This window comes from Azospira restricta (assembly GCF_016858125.1).
Classification (GTDB): Bacteria; Pseudomonadota; Gammaproteobacteria; order Burkholderiales; family Rhodocyclaceae; genus Proximibacter; species Proximibacter restrictus.
In genome coordinates, this window is sequence record NZ_CP064781.1 from 1,119,121 (window position 1) to 1,145,367 (window position 26,247).

Genomic DNA, 26,247 nt, shown 5'->3' on the forward strand with positions numbered 1-26,247 from the left:
CGCCCGTCCCCGAACATTCCCGATCCGGAGGTCCCCATGCTCCCCCCGCTCGTCGTCGCCCGCCACGCCGGTACCGATCTCGCGCTGCTGCCGGCGCTCGCCAACCGCCACGGCCTGATCACCGGCGCCACCGGCACCGGCAAGACGATCACGCTGCAGGTGCTCGCCGAACGCTTCTCTTCCATCGGCGTGCCGGTGTTCATGGCCGACGTGAAGGGCGACCTGTCCGGCATCGGCGCTGCCGGCAGCGAGTCGCCGAAGCTCGCCGAGCGGCTGAAGATGCTCGGCGTCGCCGACTGGGCGCCGGCGAAGTTTCCGGTGGCGTTCTGGGACGTCTATGGCGCGGCCGGCCACCCGGTGCGGGCGACGATCTCGGACATGGGGCCGATCCTGCTGGCGCGGCTCCTGAACCTCAACGACACGCAGGCCGGCGTGCTGCAGCTGGTGTTCAAGATCGCCGACGACCAGGGCCTCTTGCTGCTCGACCTGAAGGACCTGCGGGCGATGGTGCAGCACGTCGGCGAGAACGCGAAGACCTTCACCACCGAATACGGCAACGTCTCGGCGGCCTCGATCGGCGCCATCCAGCGCGCGCTGCTGACGCTCGGCGAGCAGGGCGGCGAGGCCTTCTTCGGCGAGCCGATGCTCGACATCAATGACCTGATGCAGACCGTCGACGGCAAGGGCGTCATCAACGTGCTCGCCGCCGACCGGCTGATGGCCAGCCCGCGCCTCTATTCGACCTTCCTGCTCTGGCTGCTGGCCGAGCTGTTCGAGCAGCTGCCGGAAGTCGGCGACGTGGAGAAGCCGAAGCTGGTCTTCTTCTTCGACGAGGCGCACCTCTTGTTCAACGAGGCGCCGCCGGCGCTGCTCGAGAAGATCGAGCAGGTGGTGCGGCTGATCCGTTCGAAGGGCGTCGGCGTCTATTTCGTCTCGCAGAACCCGCTCGACATCCCGGACAAGGTTCTCGGCCAGCTCGGCAACCGCGTCCAGCATGCGCTGCGCGCGTTCACGCCGCGCGACCAGAAGGCGGTGAAGACGGCCGCCGAGACGCTGCGCGCCAACCCGGCCTTCGACGCGGCGGCGGTCATCACCGAGCTCGGCGTCGGCGAGGCGCTGGTCTCCTGCCTCGACGAGAAGGGGCGACCGCAGGTCGTCGAGCGCGCCTTCATCCTGCCGCCGGCTTCGCGCATCGGGCCGCTGTCGGCCGACGAGCGACAGGCGGCGATCAAGGCCTCGCTGGTCTACGGCGTCTATGAAAAGGCCGAGGACCGCGAGTCGGCCTACGAGAAGCTGAAGGAGCGTACCGAGGCGGCGCAGGCGGCCGCGGCCGAGGAAGCTGCGCAAGCCGTTGCGCCGTCCGGCGGTGGCTTGCTCGACGGCCTCGGCAGCATCTTCGGCGGCGGCAAGCCGGCCGGCCGCTCGCCGGCGCGTGCTCGCGAGGGCGTCCTCGAAGCGGCGGCGAAGAGCGCCGCCCGTGCGATCGGCTCGCAGGTCGGCCGCGAGATCATCCGCGGTGTGCTCGGCTCGATCCTTGGCGGCGGCGGCCGCCGCCGCTGATCGCCGCGCGGATCAGGCCTTCTTCAGGAAGCAGGCCTTGAGCATGAAGCTGCCGCCGTCCATGCGGCAGTCGACCTCGTGGTCGCCCTCGCCGACGAGGCGGATGCTCTTCACCTTGGTGCCCTGCTTGAGCACGGTCGACGAGCCCTTCACCTTCAGGCCCTTGATCAGCACGACCGCGTCGCCGTCCTGCAGCACGGTGCCGTTGGCGTCGCGGACGACGCGCGCACCGTCATCCGCGGCGGCGGCTTCAGTTTGCGGCCACTCGAAGCCGCAATCGGCACAGACGTAGTTGGCGCCGTCGGGATAGGTGTTTCCCAGCGTGCATTGCGGGCAGGGCGGGGTGGCGGACATGGCGGTCTCCTCGGGTCGTCGGGGCGGCGCAGTATATCAGCCGGCGCGCGCGGTCCCGGCCGTCCAGTAGGCGGGGTCGGCGTAGATCCGGCGCAGGTGCTCGACGAAGAAGCGCACCTTGGCCGGGATGTGGCGCTGCTGCGGATAGACGGCGCGAATGTCGTAGTCGGGCAGCGCGTAGTCGTCGAGCACGGTCACCAGCTCGCCGCGCGCGAGCTCGGCCTGGATCTCCCAGGTCGAGCGCCAGGCCAGTCCCAGCCCCTCGCAGGCCCAGCGGTGCAGCATCTCGCCGTCGTTGCAGTCGGGGTTGCCGCGCACGCGCAGCGTCACCGGCTTGCCGTCCTGCTGGAAGCTCCAGCCGCCGTGCTGGCCGCCCTGCGGGTTGAAGGCGAGGCAGTTGTGGCGCTCGAGGTCGGCCAGCGTGCGCGGTACGCCGTGGCGCGCGAGGTAGGCCGGCGACGCGCAGACGACGCGCCGGTTCGGCGCCAGCCGGATCGCCACCAGGTTCGGGTCGAGCACGGCGCCAATGCGGATGCCGAGGTCGTAGCCCTCGCGCGCGAGTTCGACGACGCGGTCGGTGAGGTCGAAGGATAGCCGCACCTTCGGGTTGGCGGCGAGGAAGGCCGGGCCGTGCGGCGCCACGTGGCGGCGGCCGAAGCCGGCCGGTGCCGAGATGCGCAGGTCGCCGATCGCCGACTGGCGCGAGGCGGCCATCAGCTCCTCGGCCAGTTCGAGGTCGGCGAAGAGCTTGCGGCAGTGTTCGAGGAACAGCGCGCCTTCCTCGGTCAGTACGAGCTTGCGCGTCGCGCGGTGCAGGAGGCGCGTGCCCAGCCGTTTCTCCAGCGCGTCGACGTGGCGGCCGAGCATCGCCGGTGTGATGCCGCGGGCCTGCGCGGCCCTGGCGAAGCTGCCCCATTCGACCGCGTCGACGAAGGCTTCCATCTGCTTCAGCTTGTCCATGGCGATACTTTTTGTATTTTTAAAAAGTAGTCGCCGTGATCTTATCAGCACAATCGGTACGCCATAAGATGCCGCCATCGGCTTGCGGGAGCCACCCGCCTACCTCAGGAGATACCGGAATGAAGACGCGTGAAATGCTCACCCTCGATGACGTGAAGAAGGTCGCCGCGGCCGCCGAGGCCGAGGCGCAGCGCAACGGCTGGGCGGTCAGCATCGCGGTCTGCGACGATGGCGGCCACCTGCTGTGGCTGCAGCGCCTCGACGGCGCGCCACCGATGAGCAGCGAAGTGGCGCCGGGCAAGGCGAAGGCCGCCGCGATCGCGCGCAAGCCGTCGAAGGTGCTCGAGGACATGGTCAATGGCGGCCGCACCGCCGCGCTGGCGATGCCGCTGCTGCCGCTGGAAGGCGGCGAACTGATCGTCGTGAACGGCAACGTGATCGGTGCCGTCGGCGTTTCCGGCGTCAAGGCCGCCGAGGACGCGCAGGTCGCCCGCGCCGGCACCGCCGCGCTGGACGCCGCTGCCGCCCGACGCGCCGCCTGAAGCCCGTAATCTCCCCGTTGTACCCCCCTTCCCGGATACCGGCGATGCCGCTATCCGGTTTTTTATTCCGGGCGTCGCACGAGGCTGTCGACCAGCGCCGCGGCGAAGCCCGACAGCGCCGTCCGTCGGCGCACGCAGACCTGCAGGTCGCGCTGCGCCCAGGGTTCGTCGAGCTCGACCACCGTCGGCGGCTCGCGCAGGCCGCCGGTGCTGACCGCGCTCTTCGGCACCAGCCCCAGCCCGACGCCGGCACCGACCATGCGGCAGACCGCCTCGAAGCTCCTGACCTGGATGCGCACGTCGAGGTGGCGGCCGAGCGCGGCGGCGGCGTTCATCGTGAAGGTGTGGATCGCCGAGCCGGCGTGCAGCATCACGAAGGGGTGGTCGAGGACGTCGGCGAAGCGGGTGCTCGCTTTTGCCGCCAGTGCGTGGGCGGCAGGGACGATCAGCACCAGGCGGTCGGCGCGGTAGGGGATCAGCTCGACCTCGGCCCCTTCGACGCGCTCGGCGACGACGCCGACCTCGACCTCGCCGCGGGCCACCGCCATCACGATCTCCGGGCTGGTGTGCTCCTCGAGCGTGACGCCGACCTGCGGGTTGGCGCGCAGAAAGGCGGCGAGGTCGTCGGGCAGGAAACTGTGCGTCGCGTGCGTGTTGGCCCACAGCACGACGTGGCCGCGCACGCCGGCGGCGAACGGGGCGAGGTCGGCGTGCATCTGTTCGAGCTGAGCGAACACCTGCCGCGCATGGCGCAGCAGCGCCTCGCCGGCGCGGGTCAGCGCGACGCCGCGGGCGCGGCGCACGAACAGCGGCGTGCCGAGCGCGCCTTCGAGCTGCTGCAGGCGGTGGCTGGCCGACGACGGCGCGAGGTGTACGCGCTCGGCGCCGCGGGTCAGGTTGTGCGCCTCGGCGACGGCGACGAAGAGGCGGAGATCGGTCAGGTTGTAGCGCATCGTTCGTTTTTTACGAATTCACTGCTGCGATAATAGCAATTGTCGGCGGCCTGCGATGCCCGTCAATATTGCGCCTGAGTCCATCTTGCACTCACGTTCAGCGTTTCATGATTTCGCAGGATTCGCACACTATTCCCGCCCGCCCCGCCTTCGCCATGCCCTGGAAACGCTGGTCCGCCGAACGCCTCGGCATCGCCCTCGCCGTGCTCGCCGCCTTCGGCTTCTCGTTCAAGGCGATCTTCGTCAAGCTCGCCTACGCCGCGGCGCCGGTCGAGGCGGTGACGCTGCTCTCCTTGCGCATGGTCTTCGCGCTGCCGGCCTTCCTGTGGATCGGCTTTGCCGCCAGCCGCTCGGCGCCGCCGCTGACCCGTCGCGACTGGGGCATGCTGGTCGCGCTCGGCCTCCTCGGCTACTACGGCTCGAGCATGCTCGACTTCCTCGGCCTGCAGTACATCTCGGCCGGCCTCGAACGGCTGATCCTGTTCACCTACCCGACGCTGACGGTGCTGATCGGCGTGCTGTTCATGGGCCAGGCGCTGGAACGGCGCCAGGTCGGCGCGCTCGTGCTGTCCTACGCCGGCATCGCGCTGGCCTTCGCGCACGACCTGCAGGTCGCCGGCGACATGCGCACGGTGCTGATCGGCGCCGGCTTCGTCTTCGGTTCGGCGCTCACTTACGCGATGTACAGTGCCGGCGCCGAACCGGCGATCCGCCGCCTCGGTTCGGCGCGTTTCGCGGCGCTGGCGATGCTGGTGTCGACGGCGGCGACGCAGGTGCATTTCTTCATCGCGCAGCCGCTGTCGGCGCTGGTGCAGCCGCTGCCGGTCTATGCCTACGGCGCGGCGATGGCGCTGTTCTCGACGGTGCTGCCGGTGCTCTGGCAGTCGGCGGCGATCCGCCGCATCGGCTCGGCGCGGGCGGTGCTGATCGGCGCGCTCGGTCCGGTGCTGACCATCTTCTTCGGCTGGTGGCTCTTGGCCGAGCCGATCTCGGCGGCGCAGCTGGCCGGCGCCGGGCTGGTGCTGGCCGGCGTGCTGCTGGTCAGCCGGAAGTCGGCGCCGAAGCCCGCCGCTGCCGCTTGATCTCGGCCGGCGTCACCGTCGCCCGCGCGCGCAGCTGCCCGCAGCCGCCGTCGACGTCCTGGCCAGCGGAGGTGCGCAGCTTGGTCAGGATGCCGCGGCGGTGCAGCGTGCGCAGCATCTCGCCGGCGCGCTCGCGGTCCGGGCGGCGGTAGCCCAGCCCCTCGTTCTCGTTGTACGGGATCAGGTTCATCACCGCGTACTTGCCCTTGAGCAGGCGGACGATGCCGTCGATTTCGGCGGCGTTGTCGTTCACGCCGGCGAGCAGCGTCCACTGGTACTGGATCGGGTAGCCGCTGGCGCGCGCCCAGGCCTCGGCGCGCTCGACCAGCTCGTCGATGCCGATCTGCGGCGCGCGCGGCAGCAGCTGTGCGCGCAGCTCGGGGTCGGTGGTGTGCAAGGAGAGCGCCAGCGCCGGGCGGACGTCGCCGGCCGCCAGCGATTCCAGCTTGTCGAACACGCGCCGGTCGCCGACCGTCGACAAGACCAGGTTCTTGTGGCCGATGCCGCCCTCGCGGCCGAGCAGGTCGATCGCCGCGAAGACGTTGTCGAGGTTGTGCGCCGGCTCGCCCATGCCCATGAAGACGACCTTCTTCACCGGCCGCTGCCGCCGGGCGAGCACCACCTGGGCGACGATCTCGGCGCTGCCGAGCTGGCGCAGCAGGCCGTCGCGGCCGGTCATGCAGAAGCGGCAGCCGACCGCGCAGCCGACCTGCGTCGACACGCACAGGCCGTCCTTCAGCAGCAGCACGCTCTCGACCATCTGCCGGTCGGCGAGCTCGACCAGCAGCCGCGCCGAGCCGTCGGCGCCGGGGTGCTGCGAGCGCACGCGGGCGAGCGCGTCGAGCTCGGCGGCGAGCGCCGGCAGCGCGTCGCGTACGGCGAGCGGCAGCACGTCCTCGGCCTGGCGTGGGCCGGCGGTCAGCGGCTGGCCGGCGAGCCAGGCGCGCAGCACGCGCGCCTCGTGCGCCGGCTTGGCGCCGAGCTCGCGCAGGCGTTGGCGGAGAGCGGCTATCTGCATCGCGGGACGGTGCGGCGGCGAACGCTCAGGCGGCCGCGAGCCGCCATAGCGAGGTCTTCTCGGCGACGCGCGCGAGGTGCAGCGGGTCGTTCGGGTCGGCGGCCTTCTTGTGCGTCGGCCGGGTGTCATGACGCTGGATCAGGCGCAGGCCGGCGGCCTCGATCAGCCGCAGCACCTCGCCGCGCTGCCTGAGGCCGAGGTGCTCGGCGAGGTCGGAGAGGATCAGCCAGCCTTCGCCGCCGGGCGCGAGATGCTCCTTCAGCCCGGCGAGGAAGCCCTTCAGCATGCGGCTGTCCGGATCGTAGACGGCGCCCTCGATCGGCGCCGCGATCTTGCCCGGCAGCCAGGGCGGGTTGCAGACGATCAGCGGCGCGCGTCCCGCGGGGAAGAGGTCGGCGTCGACGATCTCGACCTGCGCGGCGAGGCCGAGGCGGTCGATGTTCTCGCGCGCGCAGGCGAGCGCGCGCGGATCGCGGTCGGTGGCGACCACGCGCCGGAGGCCGCGGCGGGCGAGCAGCGCGGCGAGCACGCCGGTGCCGGTGCCGATGTCGAAGGCGAGTTCAGTGGACGGCAGCGGCGCGGCGCCGACCAGGTCGACGTATTCGCCGCGCACCGGCGAGAAGACGCCGTAGTGCGGATGGATGCGGTCGCCCGCCGTTGTTCCCAATGCCGGCACGGGCACGCCCTTCTTGCGCCATTCGTGCGCGCCGATCAGGCCCTGCAGCTCGCGCAGCGAGACCACCGACGGCTGGCCGTCCGGCGCCCCCCAGGCCTCCGTGCAGGCGGTGACGACATCCGGCGCGCGGCGCAGCGGGATGCGGTAGTCGCCTTGCAGCGGCACCAGCAGCAGGCCCAGCGTACGCGCGCGCTGCGCCTGCGCCATGCGGTGCTGGTGGAAGGCCTCGGTCAGGTTCGCCGCCTTCTTTGGCTTCCTCTCGGCGCGGCGGCCCAGCGCCTGCAGCAGCTGGCGCGCGTTCTGGAAGTCGCCACGCCAGAGCAGCGCCGTGCCTGCGCAGGCGAGCTTGTACGCCTCGTCGGCCTTGGTCTGGTCGTCGGCGATGACGACGCGTTTCGGTGGCGCGACGCCGGCTTCGGAGCGCCAGTGCGCGGACTCTGTCGCGCCGTGCTCGTCCCAGTGCAGGGTCGGCAGCTCGCTCATCGCTTCGCCTTCTTCGGCTTGCGCGCACGCACCGCGGCGGCGAGCGCCAGCTGCGCCCACGGCCGCATGCCGGCCGGCGTTTCCAGCGCCTCCTCGGGAACCGTCCAGTAATTCATCGTCTGCACGCTGCCATCGCGCAGCGCGTAGCTGAAGGGCTCGCCGCCGGCGGTACGGAAGCGCTCGGCGCTGTCGGCATCCGCCTTCAGGTACAGCGTCTCGTCGACGACGATGGCGAAGAACAGCTCGTCGCAGTAGAAGCCCCAGCCGCCGAACATCGCCTTTGCGCGGATGTGGCCGAGCGGCGCGAACAGCTCGTTCGCGTGCGCAACGAGTTCGGGCAGCGTTTGGCCTTGGCGGGACATGACGTGCAGTCTAGGCGATCTGCAGGCGCTTGCAGATCTCGGTGGTCAGCGCCGCCTGGTTCATGCAGTAGAAGTGCAGGCCGGGCGCGCCGCCCTTGAGCAGCTTCGCGCACAGCTCGGTGACGACGTCCAGCCCGAAGGCCTTGATCGACTCGGCGTCGTCGCCGAAGCCCTCGAACTTCTTGCGCATCCAGCGCGGGATCTCGGCGCCGCAGGCATCCGAGAAGCGGGCGAGCTTGGAGAAGCCGGCGATCGGCATGATGCCGGGGACGATCGGGATGTCGACGCCCTTCGCGCGCACCGCGTCGACGAAGTGGAAGTAGGCGTCGGCGTTGTAGAAGTACTGCGTGATCGCCGAGTCGGCGCCGGCCCGCACCTTCTTCACGAAGGCGGCCAGGTCGTCCTCCGGCGAGCGCGCCTGCGGGTGCCATTCGGGATAGGCGGCGACCTCGATCGTGAAGTGGTCGCCGGTCTCGGCGCGGATGAACTCGACCAGTTCGTTGGCGTAGCGGAACTCGCCGGCGTCGGCCATGCCCGACGGCAGGTCGCCGCGCAGCGCGACGATGCGGCGGATGTCGGCGGCCCGGTACTCGTCGAGGATGGCGCGGATGCTCTCGCGCGTCGAACCGATGCACGACAGGTGCGGCGCCGCCGAGAGACCTTCGCCGGCGATCTCGCGGACGATGGCGAAGGTGCGCTCGCGGGTCGAGCCGCCGGCGCCGTAGGTGACCGAGAAGAACTCGGGCTTCAGCTCGGCGAGCTTCGCGCGCGTCGCGCGCAGCTTGTCTACGCCCTCGGGGGTCTGCGGCGGGAAGAATTCGATGGAGAGGTTGGCGTGGGCCATGGGCACTCCGGTGGGGATCAGTTTTTGTTGGCGCTGGCGAGCAGTGCGGTCAGCGCCCAGCTGATGAGGCTGTAGGCGATCGCGCCGACGACGCCGGCGACGAAGCCGTCGACGCGGAAGCCGGCGAGGATCGAGCCGACGAACCAGAACAGCAGGCCGTTGATGACGAACAGGAAGAGACCCAGCGTCAGCAGCGTCGCCGGCAGCGTCAGCAGCACGAGGAGCGGCCGGATCACGGCATTGACCAGGCCGAGGATGACGGCCGCGATCAATGCCGATCCGAACGAATCGACGTGGATGCCGGGCAGCAGGTAGGCCACGGCCAGCAGTGCGGCGGCGTGCAGCAGCCAGAGCAGGAGCAGGCGCATGGCGTACCTATTCCGATCAGTAGCGGTAGTGGTCGGCCTTGTACGGGCCGTCGACCGGCACGCCGATGTAGCGGGCCTGCGCGTCGGTGAGCTGGGTCAGCTCGGCGTTCAGCGTCTTCAGCTGCAGGCGGGCGACCTTCTCGTCGAGGTGCTTGGGCAGCGTGTAGACGCCGACCGGGTATTCCGCGGTCTTCGTGAACAGCTCGATCTGCGCGATCGTCTGGTTGGCGAACGACGAGCTCATCACGTACGACGGGTGGCCGGTGGCGCAGCCTAGGTTCACGAGGCGGCCCTTGGCGAGCAGGATGATGCGGTTGCCCGACGGCAGCGTGATGTGGTCGACCTGCGGCTTGATCTCTTCCCACGGGTAGCCTTCGATCGACGCGACGTTGATCTCGGAGTCGAAGTGGCCGATGTTGCAGACGATGGCGTTGTGCTTCATCTTCACCAGGTGGTGGTGGTCGATGACGTGGAAGTTACCGGTGGCGGTGACGAAGATGTCGGCCTTGTCGGCGGCGTAGTCCATGGTGACGACGCGGTAGCCTTCCATCGCCGCCTGCAGCGCGCAGATCGGGTCGATCTCGGTGATCCAGACCTGCGCGGAGAGCGCCCGGAGGGCCTGCGCCGAGCCCTTGCCGACGTCGCCGTAGCCGCAGACGACGGCGATCTTGCCGGCAACCATGACGTCGGTGGCGCGCTTGATGCCGTCAACCAGCGACTCGCGGCAGCCGTAGAGGTTGTCGAACTTCGACTTGGTCACCGAGTCGTTCACGTTGATCGCCGGGAACTTCAGCTCGCCGCGCTCGTGCATCTGGTAGAGGCGATGGACGCCGGTGGTGGTTTCCTCGGTGACGCCCTTGATCTTCTCGAGGCGGGTCGAGTACCAGGTCGGATCGGTCTTGAGTTTGGCCTTGATCGACGCGAACAGCACGGTGGCTTCCTCGCTGTCCGGGTTGTCGAGGACCGACAGGTCCTTCTCGGCGCGGGCGCCGAGGTGCAGCAGCAGCGTCGCGTCGCCGCCATCGTCGAGGATCATGTTCGAGTAGCCGCCGTCGGCCCATTCGAAGATGCGGTGCGTGTAGTCCCAGTACTCGGGCAGCGACTCGCCCTTGACGGCGAAGACCGGGATGCCGGCGGCGGCGATGGCGGCGGCGGCGTGGTCCTGCGTCGAGAAGATGTTGCACGAGGCCCAGCGGACTTCGGCGCCGAGCGCGGTCAGCGTCTCGATCAGCACCGCGGTCTGGATCGTCATATGCAGCGAGCCGGTGATGCGCGCGCCCTTCAGCGGCTGCGACTTCGCGAATTCCTCGCGGATCGCCATCAGGCCCGGCATTTCGGTCTCGGCGATCCGGATTTCCTTGCGGCCCCAGTCGGCCAGCTTGAGGTCGGCGATGACGTAATCGTTGAATTCAGCCACAGTAAGCTCCTTCATGAACTGTAGCCAGGGTAGGGGTGTGACGCGATGCGTGCGGCTCACTTGCCCCCTGCGCCCGGCAGGGTTGTCAGTGAGCGCCGTTGTGAACCGAGCCTGGGGGTGGCGAAGCGTAACTTTTGGCCAGCCCGTGCAGCGCTCCTCGGATAAGGCGCGGATTATACGTGATTTTGCAGGCTCAATCGCCAGCTCCCCCCGCATTTTCGGCAGCGGGCGGTGATCCGCGCCTGCCCGCCGTCGTCATCTTCGCTGGCGGCAACGATCTCGAAGCGGCCGTAGGTGCCGCAGCCCGGGCAGGCCGCCGCGTGGCCGACCTGCTCGGCGCATGCGAGCGTCCGGAAATAGCGCCGGTAGGCCGCCCAGGCGCCGAGCACGCAGAACACCGCACCCACGAGCAGCGGCAGACGCTGCGCGGGGATCAGCGTTTCGTTGTGGGTCTCGAACAGCGCCACCGCCAGAATCATGGCCAGGAAGCAGGTGACCAGCCACAGGTGCGCCTCGATCAGCGTGCGTTCGTACCAGCGGCGGAAGCCCTGTGCGCGCAGGGAGGCGACGACGTCCATGGCTTGTCCTCGATGCCGAAGCTTCATCATAGACGGCGGCGCGCAAAAACAAACCGCGGCCAGGGAGCGGCCGGGTCGGTGCGGAAGGCGGAATGTCGCTCCGGGTCAGCGTACGCCGGCGGCGGCGCTCCCCGCCCACAGCGCATCGAGGTCGGGGAGGTTCCATTTGGCCGGGTCTTCGCGGCCGGCGATCTTGTCCTGGGCGCCGGGGCGCGAGAGGTCGATCTCCTCCGGCCGCAGGCGGGCGTTCGCCTTGATCGAGAAGAAGACCTTCACCTTCGGTGCCAGCAGCGACTTCTCGGACTGCTCGACGACGACGCCGAGGCGCCCCGATTCGAGACGGACCAGCGAGCCGGTCGGGTAGATGCCGACGCTCTTCACGAAAGCCTGGAAGACCGTCTCGTCGAAATGGCCCTTGGCCCACTCGGCCATCTTGCGCAGCGATTCGGCCGGGTCCCAGCCGGCCTTGTACGGCCGGTTCGAGGTGATCGCGTCATAGACGTCGCAGACTGCGCCCATCTTCGCGAACAGGCTGATCTCGTCGGCCCTGAGTCCCTTCGGGTAGCCGCTGCCGTCGACCTTCTCGTGGTGGTGCAGGCAGACGTCGAGCGCCACCGCGTCGACGCCGGCGGCCTGCAGCAGCGCCGCGTGGCCGAGTTCCGGGTGGCGCTTGACGATCGCGAACTCGTCGTCGGTCAGCTTGCCCGGCTTGTTCAGTACCTCGTTCGGGATCATCGCCTTGCCCAGGTCGTGCAGCAGGCCGGCCATGCCGGCGGCCCGCGTCTGCCGCTCGTCGAGGCCGAGCTGGCGGGCGAGCGCGATCATCAGCGCGCAGACGGCAACCGAGTGCATGTAGGTGTAGTCGTCGGCAGTCTTCAGCCGGGCCAGGCTGATCAGCGCGCCGGGGTTGCGCAGCACCGAATTCGAGATTTCCTCGACCAGTGGCGCGCAGTCGTCGGCGCTGACCGCCTTGCCCATGCGCGCCTCCTGGAACATCGACACCATCGCCTGCTTCGACTTGGCGCAGATGCGCGCCGCCCGCGCCATCTCCTCGCGCATCGCGGCCTTCTGCTGCGCCGCCGGCGCCGCAGCAGCGGCCGCGGCCTGCAGCTCACGCTCGACCTCCGCTTCGCTGGCTTCGACCGAGATGCCGTCGGCGACGTCGAGTCCCTTGTCGGCATCGATCCACACGTCGCGGATGCTGCTTTCGCGGATCGCGACGATGTCGGCGGCGTCCTTGATGACGAAGCGCGTGCGCCAGAACGGATGCTCCATCCACGAGCCGCAGAACTCGTGCAGGTGCATGCCGACGGCGAGCTGGTCGACGCTGATTTTCTTGAGCATGGGGCGCATTATGCCCCGCCCGTAAGTCACTGAAAACACAAAGGGAGCCGAAGCTCCCTTGGTGTCTGCAACATGGCCGGATCGTGACCGGACCGTGGCGGAGTTACAACCCGGCGTCGGCCTTCAGCGCGGCGGCCTTGTCGGTGCGCTCCCAGGTGAATTCCGGCTCGTCGCGGCCGAAGTGGCCGTAGGCGGCGGTCTTCGAGTAGATCGGGCGGAGCAGGTCGAGGGTCTGGATGATGCCCTTCGGGCGCAGGTCGAAATGCTTGCCGATCAGCGCGACGATGCGCTCGTCGGCGACCTTGCCGGTGCCGAAGGTGTTCACCATCAGCGATACCGGCTTGGCGACGCCGATCGCATAGGCGACCTGGACTTCGCACTTGTCGGCCAGGCCGGCGGCGACGACGTTCTTGGCCACGTAGCGCGCGGCGTAGGCGGCGGAGCGGTCGACCTTGGACGGATCCTTGCCGGAGAAGGCGCCGCCGCCGTGGTGTGCGGCCCCGCCGTAGGTGTCGACGATGATCTTGCGGCCGGTCAGGCCGCAGTCGCCATGCGGGCCGCCGACGACGAAGCGGCCGGTCGGGTTGATCAGGAAGCGGGTGTGTTCGGTCAGCATGTCCTTCGGCAGCACCGGCTTGATGATCTCCTCGATCACCGCCTCGGCGAGGTGGGCGTGCGAGACCTCCGGGCTGTGCTGCGTAGACACGACGACGGTGTCGATCGCCACCGGCTTGCCGTCGATGTACTTGACCGTCAGCTGGCTCTTCGCGTCCGGGCGCAGCCACGGCAGGCGGCCGTCGCGGCGGACTTCGGCCTGGCGCTGCATGATGCGGTGCGCGTAGTAGATCGGGAAGGGCATCAGCGTCTCGGTCTCGCGGCAGGCGTAGCCGAACATCAGGCCCTGGTCGCCGGCGCCCTGGTCGAGGTCGAGGCCTTCGCCTTCGTTCACGCCCTGCGCGATGTCCGGCGACTGGCGGTTGATCGCGGTCAGGATGGCGCAGGACTTGTAGTCGAAGCCGATGTCGGAATCGGTGTAGCCGATGCGGCGGACGGTGTCCTGCGCGATCTCGCGGTAGTTGATGTGCGCCGTGGTCGTGATCTCGCCCGAGATGACGACGAGGCCGGTCGACACCAGCGTCTCGCAGGCGACGCGGCCGCGCGGATCCTCGGCGAGGATGGCGTCGAGGATGGCGTCGGAGATCTGGTCGGCGACCTTGTCGGGATGGCCTTCGCCGACGGATTCGGAGGTGAAGAGGAATTCGTTTGCCACGGGGACTGCTCCTGAACGACCCTTGTTTAGCCGGCGTTACCGGCCCCGGGTCACGGGCAGGCGACGCTTTAGCAGTATTTTCGGAACGGGTTCGGCGCTCCGGTCCGCCCTGCAAGTTGTCCTATTAACTCGGCGGAACGATAATTATAGACTTTTTCGCCCTTGCGGCAAATTCGCCCCCGCCGATGCGCCTCCTGTTCCGCCTCCTCTCGCTGCTGCCGCTGTCGCTGATCCACCGCTTGGGCGCCATCGCCGGCGCCGTCGCCTATCTCGCTTCGCCGACCTATCGCCGCCACCTGCGCGCGAATATGGCGCTGGCGCTCGGCGAGCGCGAGGCCGCGCGCTGGCGCTGGGCGGCGGTGGCCGCGGCCGGCCGCATGGCGCTGGAGTTGCCGCGCATCTGGCTGCGCACGCTGGACGAGGCGGTGACGATGGTCGCCGAGGTCCGCGGCCAGGAGCTGGTCGATGCCGCCCGCGCTTCCGGCCGCGGCATCGTCTTCCTGACGCCGCACCTCGGCTGCTTCGAGATCACCGCCCAGTACCTGGCGACGCAGGCGCCGATCACCGTCCTCTACCGGCCGCCGCGGCAGGCCTGGCTGCAGGAGATGATCGAGCGCGGCCGCCAGCGCGCCAGCCTGCACCTGGCGCCGGCCGACCTCTCCGGCGTGCGCGGCCTGTTGAAGGCGCTGAAGAAGGGCGAGGCGATCGGCCTGCTGCCGGACCAGGCGCCGAAGATGGGCGAAGGGCGCTGGCTGCCCTTCTTCGGCCGACCGGCGTACACGATGACGTTGGCGGGACGCCTCTCCGAAACCGGGGCAACGGTGCTGCTGACCTGGGGCGAGCGCCTGCCCGGCGGCGCCGGCTACCGCATCCACTTCAGCGCGCCGACGGCGCCGATCGAAGGCGACCTCGAGCAGCGCGCGGCGGCGATCAACCGCGAGGTCGAGGCACTGATCCGCCAGTGCCCGGGACAGTACCTGTGGGGCTACAACCGCTACAAGCGGCCGAAGGGCGTCGAGGCGCCGCCGCTCGCAACCGAAGCCGGCAACGGGCCAGGGGCGGCCTGATGCAGCTGGCGTTCTGCCTGTACAAGTATTTCCCGCACGGCGGCCTGCAGCGCGACTTCCTGCGCATCGCACAGGCCTGCCGGAAGCGCGGCCACGCGATCCGCGTCTACACGCTGGAGTGGCGCGGCGACATCCCGGCGGATTTCGAGGTGCTGGTGGTGCCGGTGAAGGCGCTGACCAACGCGCGCCGCTACGCGAAATTCAGCGACTGGGTGCGGCGCGATCTGGCGCGGCGGCCGGCCGACCGCGTCGTCGGTTTCAACAAGATGCCGGGGCTCGACGTCTACTTCGCCGCCGATCCCTGCTACGAGGACAAGGCGCAGACGCTGCGCAATCCGCTCTACCGCCTGTCCGGCCGTTACCGGCATTTCGCCGGCTACGAGCGGGCGGTGTTCGCGCCGGAGAGCCGCACCGAGATCTTGATGATCTCGTCGCTGCAGCAGCCGCTGTTCGTCAAACACTACGGTACGCCGGCGGATCGTTTCCACCTGCTGCCGCCGGGCATCGCCCGCGACCGGCGGGCGCCGGCCAACGCCGCCGACATCCGCGCCGCCTTCCGCGCCGAGTTCGCGCTGGCCGACGACGAGTTCCTGCTGGTGCAGATCGGCTCCGGCTTCAAGACCAAGGGTCTCGACCGCAGCCTCGCCGCCTTCGCCGCACTGCCCGAGGCGCTGCGCCGGCGCACGCGGCTGGTCGCGATCGGCGCCGACGAGCCGTCGGCGTTCCGGCGCCTGGCGGCCGGACTCGGGCTGGCCGAGCGCGTGCAGATCCTGCAGGGACGCGACGACATCCCGCGCTTCCTGCTCGGCGCCGACCTGCTGATCCACCCGGCGTACAACGAGAACACCGGCACCGTGCTGCTCGAGGCGGTGGTCGCCGGGCTGCCGGTGCTGACCACCGCGGTCTGCGGCTACGCGCACTACATCGCCGAGGCCGGGGCCGGCGTCGTCCTGCCCGAACCCTTCGCGCAGGCGGCGCTGAACGACGCGCTGGCGACGATGCTCGCCGACGACGCGGCGCGCCGGCAGTGGCAGGCGAACGGGCTGGCCTTCGCCGAAACCGCCGACATCTACGACAACGCCGAAGTGGCGGCCGACGTCATCCTCGCCGAACGCCAATGAGCGCCGACGAACTGTTCCTCGACGAACCCTTCCGCACGCTGTGGGCCGGGCAGGATCCGTTCGCCGCGGTCGAGGCGCTGCAGGGCCGGGTCTATCGCGAGCTGGAGGCGCGCCGCACGCTGCGCACCGAGGTCGCCGGCCGCGGCTACTTCGTCAAGATCCACCGCGGCGTCGGCTGGGGCGAGATCGCCAAGAACCTGCTGACGCTGCGCGCACCGGTGCTCGGCGCCGGCAACGAGTACCGCGCGATCCGGCGGCTGGAGGCGCTCGGCGTCGACACCATGCGCGCGGTGGCCTACGGCGCGCGCGGCGGCAACCCGGCGGCGCAGCATTCGTTCATCGTCACCGAGGAGCTGGCGCCGACGGTGAGCCTGGAGGACTTCTGCCGTGATTGGTGCAAGCAGCCGCCCGCGGCGCGCTTCAAGCGCGCGCTGATCGAACGCGTGGCGACGATGGCGCGGCGCATGCACGCAGGCGGCGTCAACCACCGCGACTTCTATATCTGCCACTTCCTGCTGCACCTCGATCCGGTGCCGACGGCTGACGATTTCCGGCTGTCGCTGATCGACCTGCACCGCGCGCAGATTCGCACGCAGACGCCGCGCCGCTGGCGCGACAAGGATCTCGCTGCGCTGTACTTCTCGGCTCTGGAGATCGGCCTGACGCAGCGCGACTGGCTGCGCTTCCTGCGCATCTACTTCGACCGCCCGCTCGCCGACATCCTGCGCGACGAGGCCGGGCTGATCGAGCACCTCAACCGGGAAGCGGCGCGCCTGCAGCGGCGCTACCTGAAGAAGTTCGCGCCGAAGGCCGCGGCATGATCGACTGGCACTTCAACCCCGATTTCCGCGGCCGCGAAGCCGAGCGGCTGTTCGGCACGCTGCCGGCGACCTTCGCGGTGCGCGGCGAGCCGATCGCCAAGGCGCCGCTATCGACGGTCGAGCGGGTCGCCGCCGACGGCACGCGCTACTACGTCAAGCGCTACGTCGGCAGCGGCAAGAACGCCTTTCGCCGCTGGTTCGGCCTGCGCGGGCTGATCGCGCCGCAGCGCGTGGTCAAGGAATGGGAGAACCTGCTGCTGTTCCGGCAGTGGGGCATCCCGACGGCGACGCTGGTCGGCTGGGGGCTGGAGCGCGCGCACGGCAGCTTCGTGCGCGGCGCGCTGGTGACCGAGGAGATCGCGGGCACCAAAGACATGGGGACGATGGCCAACGACGACGACCCGCGGCTGCGCGACCGGCGCTGGATGGCCGAAGTCATGCGGCAGGTGGCGCGGTACGCGCGCCGGCTGCACGATCAGGGCTTCGCGCACAACGACCTGAAATGGCGCAACCTGCTGGTGGACGACCGCGCGACGCCGACCGTTTACCTGATCGACTGTCCGAGCGGCGGCTTCTGGCGCGGGCTGCTGCTGCGCTACCGCATCGTCAAGGACCTCGCCTGTCTCGACAAGGTCGGCAAGTACCGCCTGTCGCGCACGCAGCGACTGCGCTTCTATCTCGACTATGCCGGCCACGCGCGCTTGTCGGCCGCCGACAAGCGGCGCCTGCGCAAGATTCTGAAATTCTTCGCGGGGCGGGAGTGAGCACGCTCGAACTGCCGCTGACCAACGCCGCGGCGCTGCGCGCCGCCGGCCGCATGCCGGCCGTACCGTTCGGCGTCGCGCTGGCCGACGGCCGGGGGCTGACGATGCGCCGCCTGTTGCGCGTGCTGCCGGGCAAGCGCATCGTCGGCGAGGCCGGGTTCGACGGGCGCCGCGTCCTCGCCAAGCTGTTCGTCGCGCCCGGCAGCGAGCGCCATTGGCGGCAGGAGGCCGACGGTGTCGCCGCGCTGCAGGCGGCGGCAATCCCGACGCCGACGCTGCTGGCGTCGTCGGCGCTGGCCGGCGGCGGGCATGTCGTGCTCACCGAATTTTTCGATGGTGCCGTGTCGCTGGCCGAGGCCTGGCAGGGCGTCGCCGACCGGCCTGCCGGCGATCGCACGGCGCTGGCCGTGCTCGTGCCGGCGGTGATCCTGCTGGCGCGCATGCACGCTGCCGGCCTCGCCCAGGGCGACCTGCATCTCGGCAACTTCCTGCTGCACGAAGGCGGTCTGCGGGTCATCGACGGCGACTCGGTCAGCGCCGCCGGCCGGCCATTGACGGCGGATGAGGCGTCCGCCAACCTCGGCATGCTGCTGGCGCAGCTGCCGGCGGCCTGGGACGACGCGGCCGCCGCCTTGCTCGACGCCTACCGCGCGGCCGGCGGCGTCGCGATCGACGCGGCGCGGCTGCGCGCGGAGATCGCCCGCGTGCGCGACTGGCGCGTGCGCGACTACCTCGCGAAGAGCGTGCGCGACTGCACGTTGTTCGCCGTCGAGCGGCGGCCGACGCGCTTTACCGCGGTCGTGCGCGCGGCGGCCGACCGGCTGGCGCCGCTCTTGCGCGACCCTGACGGCGCGCTCGCGGCGGGCGTGCGGCTGAAGTCGGGCAACACCTGCACCGTCGCGAAAGTTGCGGCGGATGGCGGCGATCTGGTCGTCAAGCGCTACAACCTGAAGAGCGTCGGCCACGCGCTGTCGCGGCTGTGGCGGCCGAGCCGCGCCTGGCATTCGTGGCGCGAGGGGCATCGCCTGGCGCTGTACGGCATCGCCACGCCGGCGCCGCTGGCGCTGGTCGAGGAGCGGCTCGGGCCGCTGCGCCGGCGCGCCTGGCTGGTCAATGAGTTCTGTCCGGGGGTCAATCTGGCCGAGCATCTGGCGGTCGACCGCGAACCGCCGGCGGCCGAGGCGGCGGCAATCACCGCGCTGTTCGCGACGCTGGCGCGCCTCCGCATCAGCCACGGCGACCTGAAGGCGACCAACCTGCTGTGGCATGCCGGGCGGGTCTGGCTGATCGACCTCGACGCGTGCACGCAGCACCGCAGCGAGGCGGCCTGGCGCCGCGCCTGGCGGCGCGACCGCGCGCGCCTCGTGCGCAACTGGCCGGCCGCTTCGTCGCTCGGCCGATGGCTGCAGGCGGCGCTGCCGCCCGCCTGACGCGCCTCTTCCTCAGGCGGCCGACGCCGCGGCGTCCTGTCCTTCCTCGAACTGCACCGCGTGCAGCCGCGCGTAGTGGCCGTTGGCGGCGAGCAGTTCGGCGTGCGTGCCGCGCTCGACGATGCGTCCCTGGTCCATGACCAGGATCAGGTCGGCCTGTTCGATCGTCGACAGGCGGTGGGCGATGACCAGCGTCGTGCGGCCCTGCATGACGCGGTCGAGCGCCGCCTGGATGTGGCGTTCGGATTCGGTGTCGAGCGCCGAGGTGGCTTCGTCGAGGATCAGGATCGGCGCGTCCTTGAGCAGCGCGCGGGCGATCGCCAGGCGCTGGCGCTGGCCGCCGGAGAGCAGCACGCCGTTCTCGCCGACCAGCGTGTCGAAGCCCTGCGGCAGCTTGTCGATGAACTCGCGGGCGTAGGCCGCATCCGCCGCCGCCTCGACTGCTGCGCGCGGCGCCTGCGCGAGGTCGCCGTAGGCGATGTTGGCGGCGATCGTGTCGTTGAACAGCACCACCTGCTGCGTGACCAGCGCGACGTGCCGGCGCAGGTTCCTGAGCGTGTAGTCCTCGACGTCGACGCCGTCGATCAGGATCTGCCCTTCGCTGTGGTGGTAGAAGCGCGGGATCAGGCCGACCAGCGTCGACTTGCCGCTGCCCGAGCGGCCGACGATGGCGACCATCTGGCCGGGCTCGATCGTCACATTGACGTCCTCCAGCACCGGCCGCTCGGCGCCGGGGTAGCGGAAGCGGAGGCCGCGGATCTCGATCCGGCCGCTGACCCGCTCGCGCTCGACCGTTCCGCGGTCGGTCTCCGGCCGCTCGTCGAGCTGGGCGAAGATGCTCTCGGCGCCGGCGAGACCCTTCTGGATCGTGCCGCTGACTTCGGAGAGCTGGCGGATCGGCTTCGGCAGCAGGCCGGCGGCGGTGATGTAGGCGACCAGGTCGCCGGCCGAGGCGTCGCCGCGCATGAAGAGGACGAGGAAGAGGATCACCGACATCGCCGAGAAGGTGACCAGCTGCAGCGCCGGCGTGAAGGTGGCGCCGGTCTTCACCATGCGCAGCTGCTTCACCGTGTTGTCCTCGCTCGCCGCCTTGAAGCGCCGCGCCTCGTAGTCCTCGCCGCCGAAGCTCCTGACGACGCGGTAGCCCTGGATCGTCTCCGAGGCGACGTGCGTCAGGTCGCCCATCGTCGCCTGGATCTTCTTGCTCTGCTTGCGGAACTTGCGGCTGGCGCTGGCCACCATCAGGCCGATCAGCGGCAGGATGGCGACCATGATCGCGGTCAGCTTCCAGTTCATCCACAGCAGGTAGCCGAACAGGAAAACGACGGTCAGGCCCTCGCGGATCACCACCTTGATCGCGTCGGTGGCGGCGCCGGTGACCATCGTCACGTTGTAGGTGATGCGCGAGATCAGGTGGCCGGAGTTGTTCTGGTCGAAATAGGCGTTCGGCAGGCGCAGCAGGCTGTTGAACAGCGCCAGCCGCAGGTCGTTGATCAGCCCGAGCGACACCCGGGCCAGATAGTAGTTGCCGAGGAAGGAACCGAGGCTGCGCCAGACGATGATCAGTATCATCAGCAGCGGGATGCCGTACATCAGTTCGACCTCGCCGAGCAGCGGCAAGGGGTGGCGCGTGCTGCCGGCCTGTGCGCCGAGGCCGTCGACGAAATACTTGAGGACGGCGGCGAACATCGGCTGCGACGAGGCGAAGATCAGGTAGCCGACGATGCTGACGGCGAAGGCGCCGGCGAAGGGGCGGACGTAGCCGAGCAGGCGCAGGTAGATCTTCAGCGACGAGACGGATTGCGGGCCGGATTGCGGCATGGGCAGGGCTTTCGGTGCGGCGTACGGGTCAATGGCGCGGACGGCGGAGTTTAGCATGCCGCCTCCGCGGTACCTCTGCCCGCTACAAGACGGTAAACTAACGGGTTTTCAGCCGCGGGCCGCCCCTTGAAGAGACTCAGACAGCAGGACTACCTCGCCATGCGCGAGGGCGCCGAGGTGCTCGAGGTCGACCACCACGGCGACAAGGTGCTGCGCCTCGCCGACGGCAGCATCCTCAAGCTGTTCCGGCGGCGGCGGGTGATTTCCTCGGCCGCCCTCTATCCCTACGCCCGCCGCTTCGCCAACAACGCGGCGGCGCTGGCCCGCCTGGGCATCCCGGTGCCGCAGGTGATCGAGGTGCTGCGCATCCCGTCGATCGAGCGCGACGCCGTCCGCTATGCGCCGCTCGCCGGCAAGACGCTGCGCGAGTTGCTGCGCGGCGGTCTGGCGCCGGCGCGCGAGCGCGAACTGAAGGCGGCGTTTACCCGCTTCGTGGTCGGCCTGCACGATCAGGGCGTCTACTTCCGCTCGCTGCATCTCGGCAACGTCGTGTGCACGCCCGAGGGGCGCCTCGGTCTGATCGATTTCGCCGACCTGCGCATCCATCCCTGGTCGCTCGGCAAGTACCTGCGCGCGCGCAACCTGCGCCGCATGCAGGGGCTCGACGAGGAGCGCGACTGGATCGACGCGGCGGCGATCGTCGGCGGCCGGCCGCCCGGCGGCGCGCAATGAGCGTCGCCGCGAACCCGCACCTGCATTTTGCCGCTGCCCTGCTCGGCCATGCGTTGCGCGGCGGGCTGCGCCTTCCCGGCGGGCACCGGCCGCCGGCGGGGCATCTCGTTCCCGAGGCCTTGGCCGGCGTCGGCGTCGCCGCGGCGGCCGATCCCGAAGTCGACGACTGGCTGCTCGCCCGCCTGCGCGAGGCGGGAATCCGCCACGTCCGCCTCGATTTCAGCTACGGCGACGGCGACGGGCCGACGGCGCGCCTCCTCGAACGGCTGCTCGACGCCTCGCTGCAGGTGACGCTGCATCTCGTGCAGCCGGCCGCGCCGGCAAGGCGCATGGCGGATTCGGCCGAGGCGCGCGACGAATGGCGCAGTTTCGTGACGGCGACGCTCGACCGCTTCGGCGCCCGCGTCGAGATCGTCGAGATCGGTTCGACGATCAACCGCAAGCGCTGGGCGGGCTACACGCTGGCCGGCTTTCTCGCGATGTGGGAGATCGCCTGGCGCGAGGCGCGGGCGCGCGGCCTGACGCTGGCCGGTCCCAGCGTCACCGACTTCGAACCGCCGTGGAACGTCGGCCTGCTCGCGCTGTTGCGTGCGCGCGGCCAGCTGCCCGACCTGCATACCGACAACCTGTTCTCGGAGCGCTGCACCGAGCCCGAGCGCTTCGACCACAAGATCCTCGGTCACCGGCTGGCCTCGCTGCACAAGTTCAACCTGGTCAAGAAGGCGCGTCTGCTGGCGAGAATCGGTGCCGACTTCGGCGTGCCGCGCCTCTTTTCGCCGTCGGCGTTCTGGACGCTGCCGCGGATCGAGCGCCTGCTGCCCGACAGCGAGGAGAAGCAGGCCGACTACCTGGCGCGCTACATGGTGCTGTGCGCGGCCTCCGGCGCGCTCGAGCGCGCCTGGTGGGGGCCGCTGGTCTGCCACCGCGAAGGGCTGGTCGACGAAGGGGCCTTTCCGTATCCGGCGCTCGAACGCATCACCCACTATGCCGGCCTGCGCGGCGGGCTCGCCGACCTGCGCGTACGGCCGGCGCTGCGCGCGCTCGGCGCCTTCAACGAGCTGATCCCGGGCAGCCGCTACTGCGGCCGGCTGAACGCTTCCGAACAGCTGGAAGTGCACGCCTTCGCCACCGGCAGCGGGCTGGTCCATGCCGTGTGGACGACCAACGGCCGCGCCGCTGCGCTGGCCGACATCTACGCCGACGACGACCTGCGCACCGCGCTGTGCCGCGACCGCGACGGCGAGATCCTGCGTGAACGGCCGACGCTGGCGACCGAGTCGCCGCTCTATCTGCTCTGGCCGGCGGCGCGCACGGTCGCGGTCCGCCCCGGTGCCGGCATCCTGCCCGGCGTCGCGATCCACCGCCACCAGCCGGGGCGGACGCATTTCTACTTCCGCGAGGACGGCTGGCGCGGCATCGTGCTCGCCCGCGACGCGGCCGAGGCGGCGCTGCTGCTGCAGCGCATCCACCCCGCCCGGATCGGCACGCCGCCGCGCGAAGCGACGCTGCGCCACGCGCGCAACGCGATCTGGACCGTCGACGACCCGCGCGCCGCGGGCGCGAAACTGGTCGTCAAGCAGCCGGTGAAGATGTATCTGCACAAGAAGTTGCTCGACCGCTTCAAGCCGTCGAAGGGGCTGCGCAGCTGGAACGGCACCTGCGAACTGCTGCGTCGTGGCGTCGCCGCGGCGCCGCCGGTGGCATGGTTCGAGAAGGAAGGCGATGCGAGCCTGACGCAGAACTACTACCTCTGCGAATACGTGCCGGCCGAGTTCACCGCGCGCGAACTGGTCGGCGCCTTCGCCGGCGGCGCCGACAGCTTTGCCGGGGTCGGCGAGGAGGCGGCGTACCGCCAGCTCGCCGACTACCTGCTGAAGATGCACGGCGGCGGCATCCTCTTCCGCGACCTGTCGGGCGGCAACATCCTGATCGGCAAGGCCGGCGCCGACCGCCTCGCCTTTTCGCTGATCGACACCGGGCGCATCCGCGTCTTCCCCGGCCCGCTGACGATTGGCCAGCGTTTTGCCGATCTGGTGCGCATCTGCAACAAGCTGCACCGGCAGGGGCGTGAGAAATTCCTTACGATCTACCTCGCCGCCTTGCGCGAGAGGCCGCGCTGGCGCTACCGCTGGCCCTTCCTGCTCTACGACCTCAAGGTCGCGGCCAAGCGGCGCGTCGGGCGCAAGGCGTGGAAGCGGCTGTTCGCCGGCGCCGGCAAGTAGCGGGAGCACCCGCCGTTCCCGGTTGCGGGCAAGGGATTGGGGAGGCGCCTTTCCTCAGGCCGTGGTCTTGAGCAGGATATCGCCGAAGCGGCGATAGTCCGCCGCCCGCGGTGCTCGCAGATAGCTCTGCAGCAGCGCGCCGGCGAAGGCCGCCAGATAGCCCGGCCGCTGCTTGCGGATACGGCGCCAGAAGCGCCGCAGGTACCAGCGGAAATGGCGTTTCAGCTCGCCGTCGGGGATCAGGCCCGGGTTCGCCTCGATGAACTTGGCGTAGGTCGCGAAGAAGGCGCCGAGCATCTTCTGTCGCTGACGCAACGAATTTCCCGGGTGCTTGCGGTAACTCGCCAGCACCTCCGGGACGCGGCCGATGGCGTAGTGCGTGGACAGCCGCAGCCAGCAGTCGAGATCCTCCAGTGGCAGCGTCGGGTCGAAGCCGCCGATGGCGAGGAAGGCGTCGCGGCGCAGCGCGATCGACGGATTGGAGATCAGGTTGCGGTGGAACAGCCAGCGGTAGGCCGCGTGGTCCGGTCCCGGCGGCGCGTGCCGCGCCCGGTGTCGGCTGAGGTGCGGGTTGCCATCGGCGTCGATGGTATCGGTGTCGGCGTGCACCAGCGCCAGTTCCGGCAGTTGCCATTCGGCGATCGCCGCCTGGATGCGCGCCACCTTTTCCGGGTAGAGGCGGTCGTCGGAGCCGAGCAGATGCACCCATTCGCCGCGGCAGGCCTCGATGCAGGCGTTGGAGTTGGCGCTGACGCCGCGGTTCTCGCGGCGTTCGAGGACGATGCGGCGGAAGCGGTCGCGATGGGCGTCGAGAAAGCGCGTGGCGACCGCGAAGGTGTCGTCGGGCGAGCCGTCGTCGATCAGCACCAGTTCGAGCTCGGGATAGGTCTGCGCGCAGACCGAGGCCAGGCAGGTCTTGATGTATTTTTCGTGTCGGTAGGCCGGGATCGCGATGCTGACGAGCGGTGGTGGCGTCATGGTTTCCGGGAGGCGGGGGCGGCGATAATCACCGCGTCGCGGTTGGGGTGTTCGAAGCGCGTGACGACGCGCAATCCGGTTTTTGCCAGCCAGTCCTCGAGCGGCGCGTCCTTGCGCGAATGCTCGAGGACGTAGAGCGCGTAGCGCTCCTCGGCGACGGCCTTTTCGACCGCCGGGCGCTGGTTTCGCTCCGCCACCGCTGCCGTTTGCCAACCGGCGTGGTAGGCGGTGCGGCCGCTGTCGATATAGACCGTCGACGGGTCGGCGACGTTGGCGGCCAGCCAGCGGCCGGCGTCGACCAGATGCGTCTTGCCGGGGCTGGTGGATACGACGTTCGCCAGCGCCAGCAGCGCCATGCCGATGAACACGGTTATGCGCCAGCGCGGGCGGTGCTGCAGCATCGCGGCGAGCCCAGCCGCGGCGAAGGGCGTGGAGAACAGCAGGATCAGCCCGACGTAGCGCCCGGCGAGGAACTGCAGGTCGACGACGAAGACCGCCAGCACCAGCAGGTGCGCGGCGATGCCCCAGGCGAACAGCGGGTGACGGCCAAGCGCCGGGCGCGCCGCGCGACCGAACAGGGCGAACGCCAGCGGCACGACGAAGAGGCCGAGCTTTTGCAGGACCTTCAGCGGCACCAGCGCCAGCGAGCCGAAGAGCAGGATCGTCCGCGCCTGCTCCTGCGCAAAGACGACTAGCTGCTCCCGTGCATCGACGACCAATGCGGAGGCGAGCGCCTGCGCCTTGGCGTCGAAGCGGGCTAGGCGGAAACGGCCGAGGTCTTCGGCCAGCCGGCCGCCGCCGGCGAGTCCGCCGCTGACGTACAGGGCGGCGAGGGCGATGCCGCCGGCCAGCGGCAGGCCGCCGAGCATCAGCAGCCGCCGCCCGCGCTCGGCGCGCGGCGCGCCGGCCAGCTGCCAGAGCAGCAATGCGGGGAACAGCGCCAGCGCTTCCGGGCGGAACAGCGCGGCGCCCCCCAGCGCCGCCTGCAGCGCGAGCGCCGACGGCCAGCGGGGCCGCTCCGCCCAGCGCAGTGCCAGCCAGAACGCCAGCATGACGAAGAACCAGCAGCCGTATTCGCGCAGCAGCTCGTTGCGGTATTCGTTGAGGCCCGGCAGCGCGAGCACGACGAAGGCGCCGAGCCAGGACAGTTCCGGCGTCCGGCGCGCGATGCAGGCGACCATCAGCGCGCAGGCGCCGGCCATGAACAGCGCGTTGAGCAGGTAGCCGGCGGTTTCCGGCCCGAGGCCGGTGAGCCGGCCGACGACCGCCATCGCGATCGACAGGAAGGGCCAGTTGAACACTTCCCGCGCGGCCGTGAAACCGCCGTCGAGGAAGGCCTGGGCGCCCTTCACGTAGAGCATGCCGTCGCGGTTGAGCGTGCTGCCCAGGCGCGCGACCAGCGACAGCAGCAGGCTGGCGAGGAAGGTCGCGCGCACCGGGGTCAGCCAGGGCGGGATTCTCAAGGTAGTGAACATGTCGG

25 protein-coding genes and 1 riboswitch are annotated in these 26,247 nt (G+C 70.1%); of the genes, 10 read left to right on the plus strand and 15 right to left on the minus strand.

Annotated elements, in window-relative coordinates:
- Positions 1 to 36: 36 nt before the first annotated feature.
- Complete coding sequence (locus tag IWH25_RS05440; protein ID WP_203388318.1) at positions 37 to 1,560, plus strand: helicase HerA-like domain-containing protein; 1,524 nt, start codon at positions 37 to 39, stop codon at positions 1,558 to 1,560.
- 12 nt (positions 1,561 to 1,572) lie between these two features.
- Here the strand turns inward: IWH25_RS05440 and IWH25_RS05445 are convergent, their stop codons facing one another.
- The gene (locus IWH25_RS05445) at positions 1,573 to 1,914 is read right to left on the minus strand and encodes a zinc ribbon domain-containing protein YjdM (protein WP_203388319.1); all 342 of its coding nucleotides are present in this window, start codon (positions 1,912 to 1,914) and stop codon (positions 1,573 to 1,575) included.
- Between the two features lie 36 nt (positions 1,915 to 1,950).
- Entirely contained in the window at positions 1,951 to 2,874 is a 924-nt protein-coding gene (locus IWH25_RS05450; protein ID WP_203388320.1) for a LysR family transcriptional regulator, read from the minus strand.
- 119 nt (positions 2,875 to 2,993) lie between these two features.
- Here IWH25_RS05450 and IWH25_RS05455 point away from each other — a divergent pair, with 119 nt between their 5' ends.
- Positions 2,994 to 3,416 carry a GlcG/HbpS family heme-binding protein gene (locus IWH25_RS05455; protein ID WP_203388321.1) on the plus strand — a complete coding sequence of 141 codons (423 nt, stop codon included), beginning with the start codon at positions 2,994 to 2,996 and terminating at the stop codon, positions 3,414 to 3,416.
- Positions 3,417 to 3,478: 62 nt separating this feature from the next.
- Here the strand turns inward: IWH25_RS05455 and IWH25_RS05460 are convergent, their stop codons facing one another.
- Positions 3,479 to 4,369 carry a LysR family transcriptional regulator gene (locus tag IWH25_RS05460; protein ID WP_203388322.1) on the minus strand — a complete coding sequence of 297 codons (891 nt, stop codon included), beginning with the start codon at positions 4,367 to 4,369 and terminating at the stop codon, positions 3,479 to 3,481.
- Positions 4,370 to 4,524: 155 nt separating this feature from the next.
- Here IWH25_RS05460 and IWH25_RS05465 point away from each other — a divergent pair, with 155 nt between their 5' ends.
- Positions 4,525 to 5,451 (plus strand): DMT family transporter, encoded by a 927-nt coding sequence (locus tag IWH25_RS05465; RefSeq protein WP_203388323.1) that lies wholly within the window; start codon positions 4,525 to 4,527, stop codon positions 5,449 to 5,451.
- Here the strand turns inward: IWH25_RS05465 and IWH25_RS05470 are convergent.
- The 9 genes from IWH25_RS05470 to metK form a co-directional block, all read right to left on the minus strand.
- A complete protein-coding gene (locus IWH25_RS05470) occupies positions 5,411 to 6,469 on the minus strand; it encodes an RNA methyltransferase (protein WP_203388324.1) in 1,059 nt (352 codons plus the stop codon). The genes IWH25_RS05465 and IWH25_RS05470 overlap by 41 nt on opposite strands.
- Positions 6,470 to 6,494: 25 nt before the next feature.
- A complete protein-coding gene (locus IWH25_RS05475; protein ID WP_203388325.1) occupies positions 6,495 to 7,628 on the minus strand; it encodes a methyltransferase in 1,134 nt (377 codons plus the stop codon).
- Entirely contained in the window at positions 7,625 to 7,990 is a 366-nt protein-coding gene (locus IWH25_RS05480) for a TfoX/Sxy family protein (protein ID WP_203388326.1), read from the minus strand. The genes IWH25_RS05475 and IWH25_RS05480 overlap by 4 nt, the downstream gene beginning before the upstream one ends.
- A gap of 10 nt (positions 7,991 to 8,000) precedes the next feature.
- A complete protein-coding gene (metF, locus tag IWH25_RS05485; RefSeq protein ID WP_203388327.1) occupies positions 8,001 to 8,834 on the minus strand; it encodes a methylenetetrahydrofolate reductase [NAD(P)H] in 834 nt (277 codons plus the stop codon).
- Between the two features lie 17 nt (positions 8,835 to 8,851).
- On the minus strand, positions 8,852 to 9,202 hold the full coding sequence (locus IWH25_RS05490; protein WP_203388328.1) for a phage holin family protein: 351 nt from the start codon (positions 9,200 to 9,202) through the stop codon (positions 8,852 to 8,854).
- A gap of 16 nt (positions 9,203 to 9,218) precedes the next feature.
- Entirely contained in the window at positions 9,219 to 10,634 is a 1,416-nt protein-coding gene (gene ahcY / locus IWH25_RS05495; protein ID WP_203388329.1) for an adenosylhomocysteinase, read from the minus strand.
- A gap of 68 nt (positions 10,635 to 10,702) precedes the next feature.
- A riboswitch (S-adenosyl-L-homocysteine riboswitch) is annotated at positions 10,703 to 10,784 on the minus strand.
- Positions 10,785 to 10,792: 8 nt separating this feature from the next.
- On the minus strand, positions 10,793 to 11,197 hold the full coding sequence (locus IWH25_RS05500; RefSeq protein ID WP_203388330.1) for a hypothetical protein: 405 nt from the start codon (positions 11,195 to 11,197) through the stop codon (positions 10,793 to 10,795).
- A gap of 105 nt (positions 11,198 to 11,302) precedes the next feature.
- The gene (locus IWH25_RS05505) at positions 11,303 to 12,541 is read right to left on the minus strand and encodes an HD-GYP domain-containing protein (RefSeq protein ID WP_203388331.1); all 1,239 of its coding nucleotides are present in this window, start codon (positions 12,539 to 12,541) and stop codon (positions 11,303 to 11,305) included.
- Positions 12,542 to 12,644: 103 nt separating this feature from the next.
- Complete coding sequence (metK, locus tag IWH25_RS05510) at positions 12,645 to 13,811, minus strand: methionine adenosyltransferase (RefSeq protein WP_203388332.1); 1,167 nt, start codon at positions 13,809 to 13,811, stop codon at positions 12,645 to 12,647.
- Between the two features lie 185 nt (positions 13,812 to 13,996).
- Here metK and IWH25_RS05515 point away from each other — a divergent pair, with 185 nt between their 5' ends.
- Genes IWH25_RS05515 through IWH25_RS05535 form a run of 5 tightly spaced genes read left to right on the plus strand, consistent with a single transcriptional unit; the run spans position 13,997 to position 19,014 of the window.
- Positions 13,997 to 14,878 carry a lysophospholipid acyltransferase family protein gene (locus IWH25_RS05515; RefSeq protein ID WP_203388333.1) on the plus strand — a complete coding sequence of 294 codons (882 nt, stop codon included), beginning with the start codon at positions 13,997 to 13,999 and terminating at the stop codon, positions 14,876 to 14,878.
- Positions 14,878 to 15,999 carry a glycosyltransferase family 4 protein gene (locus IWH25_RS05520; protein ID WP_203388334.1) on the plus strand — a complete coding sequence of 374 codons (1,122 nt, stop codon included), beginning with the start codon at positions 14,878 to 14,880 and terminating at the stop codon, positions 15,997 to 15,999. The genes IWH25_RS05515 and IWH25_RS05520 overlap by 1 nt, the downstream gene beginning before the upstream one ends.
- Entirely contained in the window at positions 15,996 to 16,820 is an 825-nt protein-coding gene (gene rfaP, locus IWH25_RS05525; protein ID WP_203388335.1) for a lipopolysaccharide core heptose(I) kinase RfaP, read from the plus strand. The genes IWH25_RS05520 and rfaP overlap by 4 nt, the downstream gene beginning before the upstream one ends.
- Positions 16,817 to 17,584, plus strand: a complete 768-nt coding sequence (locus tag IWH25_RS05530; RefSeq protein ID WP_203388336.1) for a lipopolysaccharide kinase InaA family protein — start codon at positions 16,817 to 16,819, stop codon at positions 17,582 to 17,584. The genes rfaP and IWH25_RS05530 overlap by 4 nt, the downstream gene beginning before the upstream one ends.
- Positions 17,581 to 19,014: a lipopolysaccharide kinase InaA family protein gene (locus tag IWH25_RS05535; protein WP_238999011.1), complete on the plus strand. Its 1,434-nt coding sequence runs from the start codon at positions 17,581 to 17,583 to the stop codon at positions 19,012 to 19,014. Before IWH25_RS05530 ends, IWH25_RS05535 begins: the two co-directional genes overlap by 4 nt.
- Before the next feature lie 12 nt (positions 19,015 to 19,026).
- On the opposite strand, the gene msbA is transcribed toward IWH25_RS05535, so the two are convergent.
- Positions 19,027 to 20,835: a lipid A export permease/ATP-binding protein MsbA gene (gene msbA, locus IWH25_RS05540; RefSeq protein ID WP_203389159.1), complete on the minus strand. Its 1,809-nt coding sequence runs from the start codon at positions 20,833 to 20,835 to the stop codon at positions 19,027 to 19,029.
- A gap of 126 nt (positions 20,836 to 20,961) precedes the next feature.
- Between msbA and IWH25_RS05545 the strand changes: the two genes are divergently transcribed.
- Positions 20,962 to 21,567: a BUD32 family EKC/KEOPS complex subunit gene (locus tag IWH25_RS05545; RefSeq protein ID WP_203388337.1), complete on the plus strand. Its 606-nt coding sequence runs from the start codon at positions 20,962 to 20,964 to the stop codon at positions 21,565 to 21,567.
- Entirely contained in the window at positions 21,564 to 23,789 is a 2,226-nt protein-coding gene (locus IWH25_RS05550; protein WP_203388338.1) for a hypothetical protein, read from the plus strand. Before IWH25_RS05545 ends, IWH25_RS05550 begins: the two co-directional genes overlap by 4 nt.
- 54 nt (positions 23,790 to 23,843) lie before the next feature.
- On the opposite strand, the gene IWH25_RS05555 is transcribed toward IWH25_RS05550, so the two are convergent.
- Both IWH25_RS05555 and IWH25_RS05560 read right to left on the minus strand, forming a co-directional pair.
- Complete coding sequence (locus tag IWH25_RS05555) at positions 23,844 to 24,767, minus strand: glycosyltransferase family 2 protein (RefSeq protein WP_203388339.1); 924 nt, start codon at positions 24,765 to 24,767, stop codon at positions 23,844 to 23,846.
- Positions 24,764 to 26,242 carry a glycosyltransferase family 39 protein gene (locus tag IWH25_RS05560; protein WP_203388340.1) on the minus strand — a complete coding sequence of 493 codons (1,479 nt, stop codon included), beginning with the start codon at positions 26,240 to 26,242 and terminating at the stop codon, positions 24,764 to 24,766. The genes IWH25_RS05555 and IWH25_RS05560 overlap by 4 nt, the downstream gene beginning before the upstream one ends.
- Positions 26,243 to 26,247: the final 5 nt, after the last annotated feature.

What these genes read in the sequence shown, in the direction of transcription:
- IWH25_RS05530 (WP_203388336.1), top strand. Translation starts at nt 16,817, where the DNA reads ATGATCGACTGGCACTTCAACCCCGATTTCCGCGGCCGCGAAGCCGAG.
- IWH25_RS05555 (WP_203388339.1), bottom strand. Translation starts at nt 24,767, where the DNA reads ATGACGCCACCACCGCTCGTCAGCATCGCGATCCCGGCCTACCGACAC.
- IWH25_RS05480 (WP_203388326.1), bottom strand. Translation starts at nt 7,990, where the DNA reads ATGTCCCGCCAAGGCCAAACGCTGCCCGAACTCGTTGCGCACGCGAAC.
- IWH25_RS05560 (WP_203388340.1), bottom strand. Translation starts at nt 26,242, where the DNA reads ATGTTCACTACCTTGAGAATCCCGCCCTGGCTGACCCCGGTGCGCGCG.
- IWH25_RS05550 (WP_203388338.1), top strand. Translation starts at nt 21,564, where the DNA reads ATGAGCGTCGCCGCGAACCCGCACCTGCATTTTGCCGCTGCCCTGCTC.
- IWH25_RS05440 (WP_203388318.1), top strand. Translation starts at nt 37, where the DNA reads ATGCTCCCCCCGCTCGTCGTCGCCCGCCACGCCGGTACCGATCTCGCG.
- metF (WP_203388327.1), bottom strand. Translation starts at nt 8,834, where the DNA reads ATGGCCCACGCCAACCTCTCCATCGAATTCTTCCCGCCGCAGACCCCC.
- IWH25_RS05465 (WP_203388323.1), top strand. Translation starts at nt 4,525, where the DNA reads ATGCCCTGGAAACGCTGGTCCGCCGAACGCCTCGGCATCGCCCTCGCC.
- msbA (WP_203389159.1), bottom strand. Translation starts at nt 20,835, where the DNA reads ATGCCGCAATCCGGCCCGCAATCCGTCTCGTCGCTGAAGATCTACCTG.
- IWH25_RS05515 (WP_203388333.1), top strand. Translation starts at nt 13,997, where the DNA reads ATGCGCCTCCTGTTCCGCCTCCTCTCGCTGCTGCCGCTGTCGCTGATC.
- IWH25_RS05450 (WP_203388320.1), bottom strand. Translation starts at nt 2,874, where the DNA reads ATGGACAAGCTGAAGCAGATGGAAGCCTTCGTCGACGCGGTCGAATGG.
- IWH25_RS05505 (WP_203388331.1), bottom strand. Translation starts at nt 12,541, where the DNA reads ATGCTCAAGAAAATCAGCGTCGACCAGCTCGCCGTCGGCATGCACCTG.
- IWH25_RS05500 (WP_203388330.1), bottom strand. Translation starts at nt 11,197, where the DNA reads ATGGACGTCGTCGCCTCCCTGCGCGCACAGGGCTTCCGCCGCTGGTAC.
- IWH25_RS05445 (WP_203388319.1), bottom strand. Translation starts at nt 1,914, where the DNA reads ATGTCCGCCACCCCGCCCTGCCCGCAATGCACGCTGGGAAACACCTAT.
- IWH25_RS05460 (WP_203388322.1), bottom strand. Translation starts at nt 4,369, where the DNA reads ATGCGCTACAACCTGACCGATCTCCGCCTCTTCGTCGCCGTCGCCGAG.
- IWH25_RS05475 (WP_203388325.1), bottom strand. Translation starts at nt 7,628, where the DNA reads ATGAGCGAGCTGCCGACCCTGCACTGGGACGAGCACGGCGCGACAGAG.
- IWH25_RS05520 (WP_203388334.1), top strand. Translation starts at nt 14,878, where the DNA reads ATGCAGCTGGCGTTCTGCCTGTACAAGTATTTCCCGCACGGCGGCCTG.
- IWH25_RS05455 (WP_203388321.1), top strand. Translation starts at nt 2,994, where the DNA reads ATGAAGACGCGTGAAATGCTCACCCTCGATGACGTGAAGAAGGTCGCC.
- ahcY (WP_203388329.1), bottom strand. Translation starts at nt 10,634, where the DNA reads ATGAAGGAGCTTACTGTGGCTGAATTCAACGATTACGTCATCGCCGAC.
- rfaP (WP_203388335.1), top strand. Translation starts at nt 15,996, where the DNA reads ATGAGCGCCGACGAACTGTTCCTCGACGAACCCTTCCGCACGCTGTGG.
- IWH25_RS05490 (WP_203388328.1), bottom strand. Translation starts at nt 9,202, where the DNA reads ATGCGCCTGCTCCTGCTCTGGCTGCTGCACGCCGCCGCACTGCTGGCC.
- IWH25_RS05470 (WP_203388324.1), bottom strand. Translation starts at nt 6,469, where the DNA reads ATGCAGATAGCCGCTCTCCGCCAACGCCTGCGCGAGCTCGGCGCCAAG.